This is a genomic window from Neorhizobium fuzhouense (genome assembly GCF_042611105.1).
Classification (GTDB): Bacteria; Pseudomonadota; Alphaproteobacteria; order Rhizobiales; family Rhizobiaceae; genus Neorhizobium; species Neorhizobium galegae_A.
Genome location: NZ_JBHFFP010000008.1, coordinates 208,305 through 224,759, shown reverse-complemented (window position 1 = coordinate 224,759; position 16,455 = coordinate 208,305). Strand labels below are relative to the sequence as shown.

The window sequence follows — 16,455 nt, the reverse complement described above, 5'->3', positions numbered from 1 at the left end:
TTCAGATTCCACACGAAGGGGCGGGAACTTTCGCACCCCTTTGCCACTTGAAGGGGAATGGCAGATCACGAGCGCACGCCCCTTTCAACCTCGACCCGTTCCCCCTCGCCCCGGCCAACTGGACAAGGTGCCGATGGGCGCGACCGGCTGATCCTTGCGCTTTACGCGCAGCTGAAAGCCGAGCGGGAAACGCGCGAAGCCATCGAATGGGCCGCCCGAAACGGCGGGCTCTCCAGCGAGGTTCTGGCGGCAATGGCCGGCGATCCCGTGCCCGTCATCACCGATGTGGATGTGGCCGCCGTCGAGCGGCTTCTTGCTCGCGAGCGCGCTGCAAGCGATGATCATGCCCCTCAAGGAGACACCCCATGACGCGGCGGGCGAGTTGGAGAGGTCATCTGAAGTTCGGTGACCTTGTCTGTGACGTCGGGCTCTATTCGGCGCTGACCTCGACGGAAAAGATATCCTTCAACATCGTCAACCGCCGCACCGGCAATCGTGTCGAACGGCAATATGTCGATAGCGACACCGGTGACGCGGTGGACAGGGACGATCAGGTCAAAGGCTATGAGCTGGAAAACGGCGAGCACCTGATCATCGAGGGCGACGAGCTTTCGCAGCTGATGCCCGACAATGACAAGGTGATCCGCATCACCGGCTTTCTCGATTGCGACGAGATCGACAAGCTCTATTTCGACCGCCCCTATTATCTGAGCCCGTCCTCGCCGGCAGATGACGAAGGCCTCGCTGTGTTTGCCCGCGCGATGAAAAAGGAAGGCGTGGCAGCGCTTGGCGAAGCGGTGCTGTTTCGCCGCAACCGCATTCTGCTCATCCGCCCGCAGGCCGATGCGCTGGTCGCCACCACCTTGAACTACGATTACGAGGTGCGCGCCAAGGCAACCGTGTTCAAGGGCATTCCGGACGTTTCGTTCGACGACGAGATGCTGGAACTCGCCGGCCATATCATCGCCAAGCGCTCCGGCACCTTCGATCCGAGCGCCTATACGGATCGCTACAATGATGCGCTGGGGGAACTGGTGAAAGCCAAGATCGAGGGCCGCCCCATTGAGAAGCGCGCTCCTGAAAAGCGGGATAATGTCATCGACCTCAGGCAGGCGCTGCGCGAAAGTGCGGGTGCCGTAGCCCCCAAGACATCCAAGCCGAGCGCGAAAAAGGCAAGCGCTCCACGCAATAGCAAGAGCAAGAAGGTGGGCTGATCCATGGGCTTGCAGCGCTACAAGGCCAAACGCCGCTTCGATGCCACGCCTGAGCCGAGCGGCGACGAGGCGGCGAACAAGGGCGCTGCTTCGGAAGGGGCAAGCTTCGTCATCCAGAAACATGCCGCGCGCCGCCTGCATTACGATTTCCGGCTGGAAATGGATGGCGTCCTCAAAAGCTGGGCGGTGACACGCGGTCCAAGCCTTGATCCGGGCGAAAAGCGGCTTGCCGTTCATGTGGAAGATCACCCCCTCAGCTACGGCGATTTCGAAGGCGTCATCCCGCGCGGACAATATGGCGGCGGCACGGTGATCGTCTGGGATCGCGGCACCTGGCAGCCGGTGGGCGATGCCAGGGCCGGTTACCGCAAGGGGCATGTGGAATTTGAACTGGATGGCGAAAAGCTCTCCGGGCGCTGGCATCTGGTGCGCATGCATGGAAAGCCCGAGGAAAAGCGTGAAAACTGGTTGCTGATCAAGGTGGAGGATGAGGTGGCGCGCCCCGGCAGCGGCGCCGATCTTCTGGACGAACTGCCGCTATCGGTAAAGACCGGCCGCAGCATCGAGGAGGTGGCGAAAAAGCCGGACGATACCTGGAACTCAAAGCCGCTGTCTGCCAAGGCGCGCAAGGCTTCGGCCGGCGAGGAACAGGCGCATGCCTTTCCCAAAGGATCGAAGAAGGCGAAACTGCCCGATTTCATCGCGCCCGCGCTTGCCACGCTGAAGCCGAAACCGCCGCGCGGCGAGCGCTGGCTGCACGAGATCAAGTTCGATGGATACCGGCTGCAGGCGCATCTTCAAGACGGCGTGGTGAAACTGCTGACCCGGAGCGGCCTAGACTGGACGGAAAAATTCGGCACGGCCGTGCCCGCAGCCATCGCCGCCCTTCCCGCACGCAAGGCGCTGATCGATGGCGAAATCGTCGTGCAGCGCGACAACGGCGCCTCGGATTTCTCCGCCCTGCAACAGGATCTGAGCGAAGGCCGCAGCGACCGCTTTGTCTATTACGCCTTCGATCTTCTTCACCTCGATGGCATGGACCTCAGGAACTCAGCGCTTGTGGAGCGCAAGGCGCTTCTGGAAAAGCTTCTGCCCTCCGGCGACGACGCCCTGCGCTACAGCGAGCATTTTAATGAGAACGGCGATCTTGTGCTGGATCATGCCTGCAGGCTCAGCCTCGAAGGCGTCATTTCCAAGCAGCGCGCCAGCCGCTATGCCTCAGGCCGCAGCGGAGAGTGGGTGAAGTCGAAATGCTCGCTTCGGCAGGAATTTGTCATCGGCGGCTATACGCTCTCCTCCACATCCGACCAGGCGATCGGCTCGCTGGCGCTCGGCGTCTACAAGGAGGGCAAGCTGTCCCATGTCGGGCGTGTCGGCACGGGCTTTACTGCATCCGTGGCTGAAATGCTGTTCAAACGCCTCGAGCAGACGACCACCAAGGACAGCCCGTTTTCCGAAAAGCTATCCGCCCTTGCCCGGCGTGACCTTCATTACGTCACGCCCATCGCGGTGGCGGAAGTGGAGTTTCGCGGCTGGTCCGGCGATGGCAACCTGCGCCATGCCTCCTTCCGCGGCCTTCGCGAAGACAAGCCGGCAGACGAGATCCACCGGGAGGATGAGACCGTGCCTCAGGAAAAGCCGAAAACCTCCTCGATCCGCTTCACCCATCCCGACCGGCTCTACTGGCCGAAGGACGGGGTGACCAAGGAGGGGCTTGCCGATTACTATGCCAGCGTCTGGCGCCATATCGCGCCCTTCATCGTCGACCGGCCACTGTCGCTGCTGCGCTGCCCGTCGGGCATCGATGGCCAGCGCTTCTTCCAGAAACATGCCTGGCGCGGCATGAGCAAGACCATCGGCCAGATCGCCGACCCGAAGGACAAGGGCGGCGAACCGCTGATCCGCATCACCGATTTCGACGGGTTGATGGCGCTCGTGCAATCGGCAACGCTCGAAATCCATCCCTGGGGCGCCACGACCCGCTCCTTCGAGAAGCCGGATATGATCACCATGGATCTCGATCCGGCCGGGGATGTCGGCTGGCCGGCGGTGATCGAGGGCGCGCTGGAGCTGAAGCGGCGCCTGGAGGAGATGGGGCTCGCAGCCTTCGTCAAAACCTCCGGCGGCAAGGGACTTCACGTGGTGACGCCGCTCAAGCCTGCGGCCACCTGGGCCGAGGTGAAGGCCTTTACCAAGACGCTGGCCGGCGACATGGCGAAATCCGAGCCGGACAAATATCTCGCCGTCGCCATCAAGGCCAAGCGCCGCGGACGCATTTTCGTCGACTATCTGCGCAATGGCCGCGGCAATACGGCGGTTGCGGCCTATTCCACCCGCGCACGGCCGGGCGCTGCGATCTCCACCCCCATCGACTGGTCGGAGCTGACGCCGGCCATCGGACCCGACTATTTTACCGTTGCAACGATGGCAAAGCGGCTGCACGCGCTATCTGCCGATCCGTGGGACGGCTTTTTCGCCGCCGCAAGGCCGCTTCCTAAAGGCAAGCGGTAAGAAAGCCCCCGGCCGGGCGGCGCGTTCTATACCAAGCGTCGATGATAGAAACCTATAGGACAGGTTTATCGAGTTTTCTGGCTAGGAGGGGTTTGAAGAGCGATGCTTTCGCATCGGTCAAGAACCTCGACAACGCCAGAAGGCTCGATAAGCCTGCCGACGGTGGATCACGACCGGCCCCTGCCGTCGTTGCGGCGCTTGCCCGATGCGCCAGCATCGCGCTGCGCACCGCGCCTAGCCAGAAACCGGTCGTGACCCATCCTATAGGTTCCTATCACCGACACTTGGTATTACTTGCGCTCCGCCTGCAGGCTCTTTTTCAACGCATCCATGATGTTGACGACATTGCCGCCGGTTTTCGCAGCACCTTGCGTCTTCTTCGCGCTCGCAGCCGGCTTATCCTTCGTCTTCTTCGTCAACAGGCGCTTGATCGCCTTCTGGATCGGATCCTGAACCAGCGATGGCGTCCAGTCGGCTTTCTTTGACCTGATGCGCTTGCCGAGATCCGCAACCAGCGTCTTGTCGATCCCGCTCTTACGCTCAACAGTATCGACGGCCTCGCGCATTTCTTCCGCATAATGCAGCGTCCACAGGATGATGCCCTTGCCCGACGGCTCCAGCAGCACCGCGTGTTCGCGCTTGTAAAGAACGAGCCGCGCAATACCCACGACACCGTTTGCCTTCATCGCCTCGCGAATGACGCCAAAAGCCTCTGCGCCGATCTTGTCCTCGGGTTTGAGGAAATGCGGCCGGTCGTACCAGATCCAGTCGATGGAACCGGCCGGCACAAAGGTCTCGATATCGATGATGCGCGTGCTTTCCAGCGCCACCGCATCGATCTCCTCATCATCCAGAAGAACGAACTCGCCGTCCTCCTTGGGGAAACCATGAACCTGGTTGCGGTCCGATACCGGCTTGTGGGTCACGCTGTCGACATAGCGGCTTTCGACCCGGTTTCCGGTCTGCCGGTTGAGAACGTGGAAGCGGATCTTGCCGCTTTGCGACACCGCCGGCGTCAGCGAAACGGCGGCCGTGACAAGCGAAAGCCGCAAATGACCTTTCCAGAACGTTTGCCTCGCCAATGCCTTACTCCCGCTTCATGACGCCAAGTATCGTTCTTCGAATTCTTGTGGAAAGTCGCGCCGTTTTATTTTAGAAGACCGCGCGACAAGAGTATCAGGTCTTGCATAAAATAAACCGTACCACCTATACACGAGCCACAATCTTGAGTGATGCCGATCTCTGCGCCGTTATTTCCCACCAGACCCTGACAATGGTCGAGAAGGGCGGAAGTTCCGGGCTGTTGATGCGGTGCGCCGCCCGATGGCGCAGAGCGACATGACGCGCTGCTGCGACCAAGCGCCGAGCCGGCTGTAACGCCGCGTTCAGGCTGCTGTCAGGAATTTTTCCCACTGCCTCATGAACAGACATCAACCCTGGACGTCGGTCCAGCCAATGCCTCGGGAAGGACATCGCATTGAAACTTGAGGCATTGTTGGCCCGCCGGCCGCGCATTGGCAGTGTCACGCTTGCGATCGTAACGGCACTCTATGTGCTGTTCGCGTTGAACCAGTCCTTCTGGGGCAAGACCTTCACTTATCTGTCCGGGCAGAACCTGGCGCTCGCGTGCCTGATGGTCGGCCTTTCCGGCGGCTATGTCGCGCTGTTTGTGACGGTGTCGGTCAAGTACCTGATGAAGCCGGTCCTGATCCTCTTCATCCTTACTGCCGCCGCCACGGCCTGGTTCATGGATCAGTTCGGCGTGATCGTGGATCTCGATATGATCCGCAACGCGGCCGAAACCTCCATGCCGGAAGCAAACCACCTGATTACGGCAGGCTTTGTCGTGCATATGGTGCTCTACGGCCTCCTGCCGTCGGCGCTGGTTGCCTGGGCGCGGATCCGTCATCGCAATTTTCCTAGGAAATTCGCCTATAACATGGCGATCATCGTCCCCTGCCTCGCGCTCCTCCTCGGCGCGGGACTGGCGCAGGCCGGCATTTTTGCCTTTGCCACGCGCCAGCACCGCGACTGGTTCGACACCCTCAATCCGATCTTCCCGATGGTGAGCGCCGGACGCTATCTGGCGGGTTCCGCCAAGGAGCGCGATATCGTCGCGCAACCGATCGGCACCGATGCCAAGGTCCGCGATGCCGCGACGGCTTCCAACCGCAAGCCACGCGTCACCATTGTCGTGGTGGGCGAAACGGCGCGTGCCGACAGTTTTCAGCTCGGCGGCTATGCCCGTGCGACGAACCCGGAACTGTCCAAGCGCGATATCCTGTATTTCACCGATACATCCTCCTGTGGCACGGCAACAGCCGTCTCGGTGCCCTGCATGTTCTCCGGCCTCGGCCGCGGCAGCTATTCGCATGGCAAGGGTCTGGCGCGCGAAAACCTCATGGATGTGCTGGTGCATGCCGGCATCCGCACCGAATGGTGGGACAACAATACCGGCAGCAAGGGCATGGCAGAGCGCATTCCCTACAAGGAGCTTTACCGCTCGGATGACCCGCGCTTCTGCGAAAATGGCGAATGCAAGGACGCCATCCTGCTCGACCAGCTGAATGCGTGGCTGAACTCGGTGACCGGCGACAGCGTGCTGGTCCTGCACCAGCTCGGCAGTCATGGCCCGGCCTACTACGCCCGCTATCCCGACGAATACCGCCTGTTCACGCCCGATTGCCGCTCGTCGGAATTTTCCAAGTGCCACCGCGACGATATCGTCAATGCCTATGACAATTCGATCGCCTACACCGACCATATCCTTGCCAGCGTGATCGACATGTTGAACGCGCAGCAAGGGCGGATTTCGCCCTCGATGATCTACATGTCCGACCATGGCGAATCGCTGGGGGAAAAGGGTCTCTTCCTGCACGGCGCACCCTGGGTGGTGGCACCGGCGCAGCAGACCCATATCCCCTTCGTGCTGTGGCTGGGCGAGGAGGCGAAACGCCGCACCAATCCCGCCTGCTGGGCCAAGCAGGTCTCGCTGCCGCAATCGCATGACAACCTGTTCCACACGGTCCTCGGCATGATGCAGGTGGACACCGAGGTGCGCAATCCGAAGCTCGACCTCATGAGCGTCTGCCAGGCGGCCAACAGTTGAGCGCGGAACCATCGCACAAGATCGGCGGCCTGAAGCACCTGGCCGCCGCCCAGCGCTACTCGCTGAACGGGCTTGGGCGGCTGTGGCAGGAAACGGCCTTTCGCCATGAAGTGGCAGCCCTTGCCGCTTCGCTGATGTTCTTTGCCGCAATCGGCGCCCAGGCGCTGAGCTACGTGGCGCTGGTCATGCTGTTTCTGCTGGTGGTGGCGGTGGAGGCGATCAATACCGCGATCGAGGAAATCATCGACCGCATCTCGCCGGAGCAATCGCTGACCGGCAGGCATGCCAAGGATCTGGGCTCGCTGGCCGTCTATTGCGGCCTTGTCGCCTGGGCGCTGCTCATCGTTGCAACGCTTGCGACGCAGCTCGGGCTTTTGCCCGGGCTCTGAAACCGCCGCGAGGCGCCGTGGGAAGAACCACGGCGCCTCGCCTATCATCTGCGGTGATGTCTCTTGTCTCAGATCACGTCGCCGGGAGCGGGCGGGCGCTTGACGCCGGTGACCATGGCACGAACGAGGTTTTCACTGTGCCTGAGGCTTGCCACGAGAACGCCGGCAAGATGCAGGATGACGCAGCCGATCATCACATTGACCAGCCGCCGGTGCAGGTCTTCCACCCATTCGATGCCCCAATAGGCATCGGTGGTCTGCAGCCAGCCGGTAAAGGCAACCGACGCGACCAGAATGATCAGCGCTAACACCATCAGCCCGCCCAGCGGATTATGGCCGAGATAGCGCCGCTCGCGATGCGCCACCACGTCGCTGGCATAGGCGATCACGCGGGTGGGACGACGAACGAACTGGGAAAAACGCGCGTAACGCGAGCCTGCAATGCCCATGACGAGGCGCGCGGCAATCAGCCCACCGGCGGTATATCCGGCAAATTCATGCACGTGTCGCAGGTCTTCCGCCGAAAACCAGGCAACGGCAAAGCTCGTCACCAGTCCCCAATGGAACACCCGCACATAAGGGTCCCAGACCCTGACCATCGCCGGCATCTCAGTTACCGGTCTTCATGTCGACGGAGGCAAGCGTCTTCGGGTCGAAATAGGCTTCGACCTTCTGGCCCTTGGCATCGATGGCATAGGCCTCGTAGCAACCGTCTTCGGTCTTGATGGAGCGGATCTTCCAGCCTTCGGCCTCCAGCTTGCTCTGGAGTGCTGCGCGCGGCTGCCACTCGGCCACCGGCACATTGCATTTGTCCTTGGCGGCGGCCACGCCGGCAAACGCCAGCACCGCGCCAAGCGCGCCCGCCGTTACGGTGATCAAGAATCTCATTGGTTTCTCCATGCGTTGATGACAAGCTGCAAGGTGGAACCGCTTGCTGACATGGACCTGAAGGGCCAGAATAAGGCAAACGACGCCATCCTCTTCAGGCCCCCGTCAGCCTGGTGCGCCACAGCGCCGGCATGAACAACCGGGGCAGGACGAAGGCTGATGGCGGAGCGTGAAGGCGGTAGTGACGAACTGGGGGGAGACGAGCCTTTGAGAATTCTTCTGGTGGAAGACGACCAGACGCTGGGCGACGCAGTCAAGACGCATGCGGTTCGCCAGGGCCATGCGGTGGACTGGGCCAAGGATCAGGACAATGCAGAGGCCTGTCTCGCTGCCGTGCAATATGGCCTCATCCTTCTGGACCTGCGCCTTCCCGACGGGCACGGGCTGAATATCCTGAAAGCCCTGCGGGCAAGACGCGACAAGACGCCGGTGATCATCCTCACCGCCCATGACCAGGTGTCGGACCGCATCGAGGGCCTGAATGCCGGCGCCGACGATTATCTGGTCAAACCCTTCGATTTGGGCGAGCTGGAAGCACGCATCCACGCCGTTGCCCGCCGCTACGGCGCCCACCAGGTGCCGATGATCGAGATCGGCGACCTGCAGATCTTTCCCTCGGAGCGGCGGGTCACCCGCACCAATGGCGAGCAGCTGGCGCTTTCGGCGCGCGAATGGGCGGTTCTCGAAATGCTGTCGGTGCGGCGCAACGCCATTGTCGGCAAGAGCCAGATCGAAGAGGCGCTCTATTCCTTCGGCGCCGAAATCGAAAGCAATACGGTGGAAGTCTATGTGAGCCGGCTGCGCCGCAAGCTCGGACGCGCCACGATCGAAACGGTGCGCGGCATCGGGTACCGGATGGTGAGCGATGAGCGTTAAGAACCGCAGCATTGCAAAACAGCTGATCCTCTGGCTGTCAGGCGCCCTGTTCCTGTTCTGGCTCCTGGCGGTCGGGCTTGGCGTGTCGGTGATGCGCGAGGAGTTCGGCGAAATCTTCGACAGCTCGCTGCAGGAGACCGCCGAGCGGCTGGTGCCGCTGGTCGTCGACGATCTTTACCTGCGCGAGGATACAACGACGCCGCGCAAGCTGACGGCGCTGCGCGGCAGCGTGCCGGATGAATATCTCACCTATCAGGTGCGCGATGCCGATGGCCGCGTCCTCATGCATTCCCACAATGTGACGCCCGATCCCTATCCGGCGCCGCTCACGCCGGGCTTCTGGGAGGATGAGAGCCGGCGCATCTTCACGGTGTCCGCCGTCAGCAGTTCGCTGTTCGTGCAGGTGGCCGATTCGCTCGATCATCGCCAGGAGGCGGCGCTGGAAGGCATGACGGCGCTTCTCATGCCGATCCTGGTGCTGCTGCCGATCAGCATTGCGGCGATCTGGTGGATCGTCCGGCGCGCTCTTTTGCCCGTCGACCGGCTGCGGGCCGAAATTGCCATGAAGGACAGCGGCAACCTCTCCCCCGTCGAGCTGGATGACCTGCCGCAGGAAATCCAGCCGATCAGCCAGTCTGTCAACGTGCTTCTGCAGCGCCTCACGCTCGCGCTCGAGGCGGAACGGGAACTGACGGCCAACAGCGCCCACGAGCTTCGCACGCCGATTGCCGGCGCGCGGGCGCAGGTGGAAGTGCTGCTCGAACAATTGCCGGAAGGCAGCGCCCGCGAACACGCCAAGCGGGCCGACGGCGCGCTTCGCCGGCTGGCGGCGCTCAACGAAAAGCTGCTGCAGCTGTCACGCGCCGAGGCCGGCATCGGCGCCGGCCGGGAAACCAGTGATCTCATGCCGATCGTCGACATGATGGTCGATGAGTTCAACCGCTCCGGGCCACTGAAGGGCCGCCTCCGCTACCACCGCGGCACGGACGACCATCTGCACTGGCCGGCGGATCCGGACGCCTTTGCCATCGTGCTGCGTAATCTCATCGAAAATGCCGGCCTGCACGGGCTTGGCGAGGCGCCCATAGACGTCTTTGTCGAGGACGGGCAATCGGTGCGCGTCAGCAATGCCTCGCCGGCACTCTCCGATGCCGAGCTTTCGCAGCTGCGCCAGCGCTTTGCCCGCGGCAATGACCGCGCCCCCGGCTCTGGCCTCGGCCTTGCGATCGCCGACCGGCTGGTGACGCAGATGGGCGCAAGCCTCGTCCTGTCCTGCAGGAGCCGCAACGGCCGCGACCACGTATTTCACGCGACCGTGCAATTTGGCGAACCGGACGCCTGAGACAATGAGAGCGATGGGCTGGCCTGATTAGGCCGGCCTCCGTCCTTTTGCCGCTAGGAGGATTTGCGCGACGCGATATAGGCGCGCCAGCCGCCAAGCGCCGTCACCTCCTGCGCACCTTCAATGGCATAGGGTTCGCAGAGGAAGCCGGAAACCTGGCTGCCATCCTCCAGCGTCACCTTGCCGATGCCAAGCGGCGCCGGAATGTTCTGCACGAAGCGCCCGAAGGCGGCGGGTGCCACCTTCCACACCTCGACCTCGAGCCCTTGCCCCTCAAAACCGGGGTCGCGGATGAGGCCGGGCTTCGGCGGCGTGGTGTTGGGCAGCACGTAAAGCCGGTAATCCCCGGCCGTGCGGCAGGTTTTGAACAGCGTGCCGCCGGGCCCGGTCAGTTCGTGGTTCAGCGGCATGCCCGTCAGATGCGCGCCGACCACCATGATGGTGACGAGGCCGTCATCGGCTGCGGCTACTTTCGAGGCCTCCGGCAGGACTGCCACCTTGTCCTTGCCCATGCCGCAGGAGGCGGCGCGGTGGAGGGCATCGGCAAACGGCGCCAGCGCATCGTCGGAAAAGGAGGGGCCGAAGAGGGTCACGCCGCTTGGCAGGCCATCCGCGCCAAAACCGCCGGGAACGGCAATGGCCGCATGGCCGAAGAGGTTGGCAAAGTTGGTATAACGGCCGAAATGGCTGTTCCTGACGATCGGATCGGCCAGCATCGCCTCTACCGTATAGGTGGTGGGCGACGTCGGCAGCATCAGCAGGTCGAGCTTTTCCCATTCGGCAAGCGCTTTCTGGCGCAGGTGCCCGAGCCTATACTGTCCCTCGAAGGCATCGACGGCATCATAGGCCTTCGCGCCCTCGATGATCTTGCGCACCGTCGGGTCGAAATCATCGACGTTCGTCGCGAAGAAATCCTTGACCGCCGCCAGCCGCTCGGCAACCCAGGGGCCATTGTAGAGCAGTTCGGCCGCCTGACGAAACGGCGCATAATCGAAGGGCACGATGGCGGCGCCCAGGGATTGTGCCCGGGCAATTGCCGCATCATAGAGCGCCTCGACGGCGGCATTGCCGAAGAATTCGCGCTCCGCCCCGTCCAGCACGCCGATGCGCAGGCCACTGGCCGGAAGTGCGACAGGCGTGGATTTGCGGGAATAGGGATCCCCCGCGTCATAGCCCTCCATCACCCGGCGGATGGCTGCGCCATCGCCGACGGTCGCGGCAAAGACGGTCACCACATCGACGCTGCGGCAGGCCGGTACGACGCCGACATTCGGCACCAGCCCCGGCGTCGGCTTGATGCCGACAAGATTGTTGAAGGCGGCCGGCACGCGGCCGGAGCCTGCCGTATCCGTGCCGAGCGCAAAGCTTGCAAGACCCGATGCCACCGCAACGGCCGAGCCGGAGGAAGAGCCGCCCGACACATAGGCCTTGTCGAAGACCGAGCGCGGCGCGCCATAGGGCGAGCGGGTGCCGTTAAGGCCCGTTGCGAACTGGTCGAGATTGGTCTTGCCGATCACGAGGGCGCCCGCAGCCTTCAGGCGCGCCACGACGGTTGCATCCTGTTGTGCCGCGTAGGCAAAAGCCGGGCAGGCCGCCGTCGTCGGCAGGCCCGCCACATCGATATTGTCCTTCACCGCAAAGGGAATACCCCAAAGCGGCAGGCTGTTTGGCTGCGGGTGGGAGGCGAGCAACTCGCGCGCCGCGCCACGCAGATCCTCGTCCGGCGTCTCGGTGATGAACACGGCCGGATCGTCCGAGGCCTTGCGGCGGGCGATCACCTCTTCCACGAGATCGAGCGGAGACAATCCTTCGGCATAAAGCGCCTTCAGCGCAGCAAGATCGAGAATGGCGGGGATCATCTCATTTCCTCCAGAACAGAAAGCTTCATTCAAAACCTCGCAGCAATCGACATGCCAACCCGAAATGCCGCAATTGCGGGACACCGACACCGACTGACAACGTTTATTGCATACAATCGCCCTCACAATGCCTATTTTTTAATCTTCTTCTCAACTTCGCACGAGCCTCCGATTTCTTACCCGTAAGCAATCACTGAAACGTGCCCGCAAATCCCATAGCCGTCCTTTACCGGTGTGCTAGACTTCGGCACTGACGCCCGGTTGTGACGAGGTTGCGATGCTTGCCACACTTGCCATGCTTCTGACCCTAAGTGCAGGTGCGCCGCCGGCGGACCTGCCCGACAGACACCCAACGGCCACGCCTGTTGCCGCGACCGCGCCGGGCCTTCGCGCAGCCGGAACAGCCCCCGGCGCAGGCGGCGGGGATGTCGATGTGGAACTGGTGCTCGCCGTCGATACCTCCCGCTCGATGGATTACGACGAGATGCGCGTGCAGCGCGAGGGCTATATCAGCGCCCTCCAGCACGGCGAGTTCATCACCGCGGTGCGCGGCGGCCTCCTCGGCAGGATTGCCATTTCCTATTTCGAATGGGCCGGAGAGGTCGATCCGTCTTCGGTCATCGACTGGCAGGTGATCGAAACGCCGGAAGATGCGGCAGCCTTTGCGGCAAAGCTTGCCGCCCGGCCGATTGCCACGCAGCGGCGCACCTCGATCTCCGCCGCCATTGCCTATGGCACGACAAGCCTCGTCTCCAACCGCTATCGCGGCATGCGCCAGGTGATCGACGTGTCCGGCGACGGGCCGAACAATATCGGGGAGCCGGTGGCGCCGATGCGAGACAAGGCGGTGGAGGCCGGCGTCATCATCAACGGGCTCGCCATCATGCTGCGCCCCTCCGCCACCATGGGCGGTCTCGACAAATATTATGGCGACTGCGTCATCGGCGGGCCCGGCTCCTTCGTGCTGCCGGTGCACAATGCAGAGGATTTTGCCGTCGCCATCCGCCGCAAGCTGGTGATGGAAGTAAGCGGCCTCATGCCCGCCAAAGTTCACCGCATCGCAACCGCCGCCCGCCCGGCAACGACCGATTGTCTGTTGGGCGAGCAGCAATGGCGCGAGTTTTTCGATCCGTAAGGCGGATGACCCTAGCGCAGGAGCCCCTGCCCGCCATCCACATAGATCTCCGTGCCGGTCACGTGGCGCGAGGCGTCCGAGGCAAGGAAGACGATGACCTCGGCAACATCGGCGCTCGCACCGGGTTTGCCGTCGCGCAGCGGAATTTCGCCGGCCGGGAATTCAGCCGGGATCTTCGTTTCCTCGACATGGCGCTTGTCGGTGTTGTCGTCGATCTGCGTCTCGATCTGGCCGGGGCAGACGGCATTGACACGGATGTGGTGGCGGCCGAGTTCCAGCGCCAGCTGCTTGACGATCGCCACCTGCGCCGCTTTCGTGGCCGTATAGGCGGTGGCGCCGGGCGAGGTGAAGGTGCGGTTGCCGTTGATGGACGAGACGACGACAATGGCGCCGCCCTGTTTCTTCAGATGCGGCACGGCATGATGCAGGGTGAGATAGGTGCCGCGCAGGTTGACCGCAATCGTCTTGTCGAACTCCTCCGGCTTCAGGTCGTCGATCGGTGCCCAGACGCCGTTGATCCCGGCATTCGCCACCACCAGGTCGAGACGGCCGTAATGGTCGATCAGCGTCTGCAGGGCGGCCTTCATCTCGCTGTCGCTGGAGACGTCGGCGGTAATGGCCAGCGCATCGCCACCCTCGGCACGCAGCGCGTCTGCGGCTTTTTCGAGTTCGCTTTCGGTATGGCCGAGAAGCGCAACCTTGGCACCCTGCCTTGCCAGCGCACGCGCGGCCGCATGGCCAATGCCGGACCCGGCGCCGGTGACGAGAGCAACTTTCGATGTGAGATCCATGAACCTGTCCTTTCTCTTGCGTCCCTGCGGTCTGGCGGGCGAACGGGAAGACGCCGCAAATGGTTCCTGATCCGGGCAGCGCGGCACCCGTCCCCGACGGCGCGGGGATGAGATGCGGTTTCCTCGGACAAGGCGCGAGGGGTCTTGAAAAGGAAAGTTAGCGCACTATCTATTTTTCCTTAGCACACTAACCTTAAGTGCCCCATGGAAAACGACCGCAAGCTGACCGCCGACTTTCTCGAATCGCTGACCAAGGCCAGCCGCAAGATCCGCACTGCCTTCAACCAGCAGGTGACGGCGAACGGCCTGACCTATCCGCGCGCGCGCGCACTGCTTCGGCTGTCGCGGCGCGAATGCATGACGCAGAGCGAACTGGCGCTGGAACTGGAACTCGAACAGGCGACACTCGTTCGTCTTCTCGATCGCATGGAAGAAAACGGCATCATCGAGCGGCGACCGGATCTCTCCGACCGCCGGGTCAAGCAGGTGGCGCTGACGGCCCATGGGCGCGAACAGGCAGCCTTCGTGCAAGCCATCGGCGCGCGTCTGCGCGAGCGGATTTTCGAAGGTCTCGACCCTGAGCAACTCAGCACGTCGATCAACGTTCTGGAACTGCTTTCCGAGCGTGTGGCCGATCTGGAGATTTTTGATGTCGCACCCTAATGACGAGCCTGATCAAAAGCTTCTGCCGCAAGATGTGCAAAAGCGCCCCGGCCAGGAACCGATGCCGGCACCGGCACCGTTTCAGCCGCGCCCGCCGGCGCTGATGGCAGCCTACATGCTGGCGGCCACGCTGATTGCTCTGACGCAGGGACTTGGGCTTAGCCTTCTGTCCAACAATATCCAGCAGGTGGCAGGCCCGCTCGAAGTCACGCAGGTGGAAGCCACCTGGCTGATTGCCGCCTACATGATCCCCAATGCCAGCCTGACGCTGATGCTGTTCAAGCTTCGGGCCCAGTTCGGCCTGCGCAAATTTGCCGAAATTTCCATCGTGACCTATGCCGTCATCAGTCTTGGTCATCTCTGGGCCGGAAGTTTTGAAAGCGCGCTGGTGCTGCGCTTCTTTGCCGGGGCGGCCGCCGCGCCCATGTCGTCGCTCGCCTTTCTTTACATGCTGGAAACCGTGCCGCCGGCGCGCAAGCTGAACCTTGGCCTGTGTCTGGCGCTGACGGCGCTTGCGCTGCCGACGCCGGTTGCCGGTCTTCTGTCGCCGACGCTGCTCGATCTCGGCGGCTGGCATGCATTTTACCTGCTCGAACTCGGGCTGGCGCTCGTCTGCCTTGCCTTCATCTACCGGCTGCCGCTGAACTCCCCGCCGCGCGCCAAGGTGATCAGTCTTCTCGATGTCGTAAGTTACGGATTTCTGGCCATCGGGCTTGGCGCCGTGGCCGTCGTGCTCACCGTCGGGCGGCTCTACTGGTGGGTGGAAGCGCCATGGATCGGCTGGCTGCTGGTCATCGGCTTTGCAAGCCTGACCGTGATGGCCCTGATCGAGCTCAACCGCCGCAACCAGCTTCTCGACATCCGCTGGCTGACTTCACGCGAGATCGTGCATTTCACCGGCGTGCTGCTCGTCTTCCGGCTGATCCTCTCGGAACAGTCGAGCGGGGCGATCGGCATGTTCCGCACCATGGGCCTGCTCAGCGACCAGATGCAGGGCCTATACCTCGTCATCCTTGCCGCAAGCGTCGTCTCGGGCCTTCTCTGCGCTCTCTTGATGAAGCCCGGCCGCGAGCCCGCCATCCATGCCGCAGCGCTGGTCATGCTCGCCATCGGCAGCTACATGGACAGCGGATCGACCGTGCTCACGCGGCCGGAACAGGTCTATTTGAGCCAGATGCTGATCAGCTTTGCGAGCGGGCTTTTCCTGCCGCCGGCCTTGGCAATCGGCTTTTCGGCGGCATTGAAGCGCGGGCCAAACTATATCCTCAGCTTCATCATCGTTTTCCTCACCACCCAGAAGGTCGGCGGTTATCTCGGCAGCGCGCTTTACGGAACCTTCGTGCAATGGCGCGAACAGTTTCACTCGTTCCGCATTGTGTCCCGGCTTGCCGGCTCCGATCCGCTGGTGGCCGCCCGCCTGCAGCAATATGTCGGCGCCTATGCCCGGGTCACGACCGATCCCGTGTTGCGCAATGCGCAGGGCGCAAGCCTGTTTTCCAAGCAGGTGCAGCAGCAGGCCTATGTGCTCGCCTATAACGACGCCTTCCTGATGACGGCCCTGCTTTCGTGCGCCGCCCTTGTCGTTCTCGTTCTCCATCTCCTCATTCGCCACAGAGATCGGTGGCTGCCCGGCCGGCCGGCTGAGGCCCCAGCCGACGCCACGGCCTGATCTCTCGTT

15 protein-coding genes are annotated in these 16,455 nt (G+C 62.8%); 10 read left to right on the top strand and 5 right to left on the bottom strand.

Translation table 11 applies throughout. From position 1 onward, the window contains the following. Positions 1-57: 57 nt before the first annotated feature. Genes ACEXP3_RS15945 through ligD form a run of 3 tightly spaced genes read left to right on the top strand, consistent with a single transcriptional unit; the run spans position 58 to position 3,725 of the window. A complete protein-coding gene (locus ACEXP3_RS15945; protein ID WP_377298160.1) occupies positions 58-369 on the top strand; it encodes a hypothetical protein in 312 nt (103 codons plus the stop codon). After that, complete coding sequence (ku, locus tag ACEXP3_RS15940) at positions 366-1,214, top strand: non-homologous end joining protein Ku (protein WP_377298159.1); 849 nt, start codon at positions 366-368, stop codon at positions 1,212-1,214. The genes ACEXP3_RS15945 and ku (ACEXP3_RS15940) overlap by 4 nt, the downstream gene beginning before the upstream one ends. A gap of 3 nt (positions 1,215-1,217) precedes the next feature. Next, positions 1,218-3,725 carry a DNA ligase D gene (gene ligD, locus ACEXP3_RS15935; RefSeq protein WP_377298158.1) on the top strand — a complete coding sequence of 836 codons (2,508 nt, stop codon included), beginning with the start codon at positions 1,218-1,220 and terminating at the stop codon, positions 3,723-3,725. A 290-nt stretch (positions 3,726-4,015) separates the two neighbouring features. Here the strand turns inward: ligD and ku (ACEXP3_RS15930) are convergent, their stop codons facing one another. Further along, positions 4,016-4,807, bottom strand: coding sequence for a non-homologous end joining protein Ku (gene ku, locus ACEXP3_RS15930; RefSeq protein ID WP_377298157.1), 792 nt, complete (start codon positions 4,805-4,807; stop codon positions 4,016-4,018). A gap of 395 nt (positions 4,808-5,202) precedes the next feature. Between ku (ACEXP3_RS15930) and ACEXP3_RS15925 the strand changes: the two genes are divergently transcribed. Next, positions 5,203-6,834, top strand: a complete 1,632-nt coding sequence (locus ACEXP3_RS15925) for a phosphoethanolamine transferase (protein WP_377298156.1) — start codon at positions 5,203-5,205, stop codon at positions 6,832-6,834. Next, the gene (locus tag ACEXP3_RS15920) at positions 6,831-7,223 is read left to right on the top strand and encodes a diacylglycerol kinase (RefSeq protein WP_377298155.1); all 393 of its coding nucleotides are present in this window, start codon (positions 6,831-6,833) and stop codon (positions 7,221-7,223) included. The genes ACEXP3_RS15925 and ACEXP3_RS15920 overlap by 4 nt, the downstream gene beginning before the upstream one ends. A gap of 68 nt (positions 7,224-7,291) precedes the next feature. Here the strand turns inward: ACEXP3_RS15920 and ACEXP3_RS15915 are convergent, their stop codons facing one another. Then, a complete protein-coding gene (locus ACEXP3_RS15915) occupies positions 7,292-7,822 on the bottom strand; it encodes a cytochrome b/b6 domain-containing protein (RefSeq protein ID WP_377298154.1) in 531 nt (176 codons plus the stop codon). A gap of 10 nt (positions 7,823-7,832) precedes the next feature. Then, positions 7,833-8,111 carry a PepSY domain-containing protein gene (locus tag ACEXP3_RS15910; RefSeq protein ID WP_210106104.1) on the bottom strand — a complete coding sequence of 93 codons (279 nt, stop codon included), beginning with the start codon at positions 8,109-8,111 and terminating at the stop codon, positions 7,833-7,835. Positions 8,112-8,318: 207 nt separating this feature from the next. Between ACEXP3_RS15910 and ACEXP3_RS15905 the strand changes: the two genes are divergently transcribed. Then, the gene (locus ACEXP3_RS15905; protein ID WP_377298191.1) at positions 8,319-8,987 is read left to right on the top strand and encodes a response regulator transcription factor; all 669 of its coding nucleotides are present in this window, start codon (positions 8,319-8,321) and stop codon (positions 8,985-8,987) included. Beyond that, positions 8,977-10,329: a histidine kinase dimerization/phospho-acceptor domain-containing protein gene (locus ACEXP3_RS15900; RefSeq protein ID WP_377298153.1), complete on the top strand. Its 1,353-nt coding sequence runs from the start codon at positions 8,977-8,979 to the stop codon at positions 10,327-10,329. Before ACEXP3_RS15905 ends, ACEXP3_RS15900 begins: the two co-directional genes overlap by 11 nt. 53 nt (positions 10,330-10,382) lie before the next feature. Here ACEXP3_RS15900 and atzF read toward each other — a convergent pair whose 3' ends face one another. Further along, a complete protein-coding gene (gene atzF / locus ACEXP3_RS15895) occupies positions 10,383-12,188 on the bottom strand; it encodes an allophanate hydrolase (protein WP_377298152.1) in 1,806 nt (601 codons plus the stop codon). Positions 12,189-12,465: 277 nt separating this feature from the next. On the opposite strand from atzF, the gene ACEXP3_RS15890 reads away from it, so the two are divergent. After that, positions 12,466-13,323: a DUF1194 domain-containing protein gene (locus tag ACEXP3_RS15890; RefSeq protein ID WP_377298151.1), complete on the top strand. Its 858-nt coding sequence runs from the start codon at positions 12,466-12,468 to the stop codon at positions 13,321-13,323. An 11-nt stretch (positions 13,324-13,334) separates the two neighbouring features. On the opposite strand, the gene ACEXP3_RS15885 is transcribed toward ACEXP3_RS15890, so the two are convergent. Further along, the gene (locus tag ACEXP3_RS15885) at positions 13,335-14,114 is read right to left on the bottom strand and encodes an SDR family oxidoreductase (RefSeq protein WP_377298150.1); all 780 of its coding nucleotides are present in this window, start codon (positions 14,112-14,114) and stop codon (positions 13,335-13,337) included. A 204-nt stretch (positions 14,115-14,318) separates the two neighbouring features. On the opposite strand from ACEXP3_RS15885, the gene ACEXP3_RS15880 reads away from it, so the two are divergent. Both ACEXP3_RS15880 and ACEXP3_RS15875 read left to right on the top strand, forming a co-directional pair. Beyond that, entirely contained in the window at positions 14,319-14,777 is a 459-nt protein-coding gene (locus tag ACEXP3_RS15880; protein ID WP_377298149.1) for a MarR family winged helix-turn-helix transcriptional regulator, read from the top strand. 61 nt (positions 14,778-14,838) lie between these two features. Beyond that, a complete protein-coding gene (locus ACEXP3_RS15875; protein WP_377298190.1) occupies positions 14,839-16,446 on the top strand; it encodes an MFS transporter in 1,608 nt (535 codons plus the stop codon). The last annotated feature ends 9 nt before the right edge of the window (positions 16,447-16,455 follow it).

Bases quoted from the DNA above. Each gene is read 5' to 3' on its own strand.
- ACEXP3_RS15945 (WP_377298160.1), top strand. From the start codon at position 58: ATGGCAGATCACGAGCGCACGCCCCTTTCAACCTCGACCCGTTCCCCC.
- ku (WP_377298159.1), top strand. From the start codon at position 366: ATGACGCGGCGGGCGAGTTGGAGAGGTCATCTGAAGTTCGGTGACCTT.
- ligD (WP_377298158.1), top strand. From the start codon at position 1,218: ATGGGCTTGCAGCGCTACAAGGCCAAACGCCGCTTCGATGCCACGCCT.
- ACEXP3_RS15915 (WP_377298154.1), bottom strand. From the start codon at position 7,822: ATGGTCAGGGTCTGGGACCCTTATGTGCGGGTGTTCCATTGGGGACTG.
- ACEXP3_RS15910 (WP_210106104.1), bottom strand. From the start codon at position 8,111: ATGAGATTCTTGATCACCGTAACGGCGGGCGCGCTTGGCGCGGTGCTG.
- ACEXP3_RS15900 (WP_377298153.1), top strand. From the start codon at position 8,977: ATGAGCGTTAAGAACCGCAGCATTGCAAAACAGCTGATCCTCTGGCTG.
- atzF (WP_377298152.1), bottom strand. From the start codon at position 12,188: ATGATCCCCGCCATTCTCGATCTTGCTGCGCTGAAGGCGCTTTATGCC.
- ACEXP3_RS15890 (WP_377298151.1), top strand. From the start codon at position 12,466: ATGCTTGCCACACTTGCCATGCTTCTGACCCTAAGTGCAGGTGCGCCG.
- ACEXP3_RS15885 (WP_377298150.1), bottom strand. From the start codon at position 14,114: ATGGATCTCACATCGAAAGTTGCTCTCGTCACCGGCGCCGGGTCCGGC.
- ACEXP3_RS15880 (WP_377298149.1), top strand. From the start codon at position 14,319: ATGGAAAACGACCGCAAGCTGACCGCCGACTTTCTCGAATCGCTGACC.
- ACEXP3_RS15875 (WP_377298190.1), top strand. From the start codon at position 14,839: ATGCCGGCACCGGCACCGTTTCAGCCGCGCCCGCCGGCGCTGATGGCA.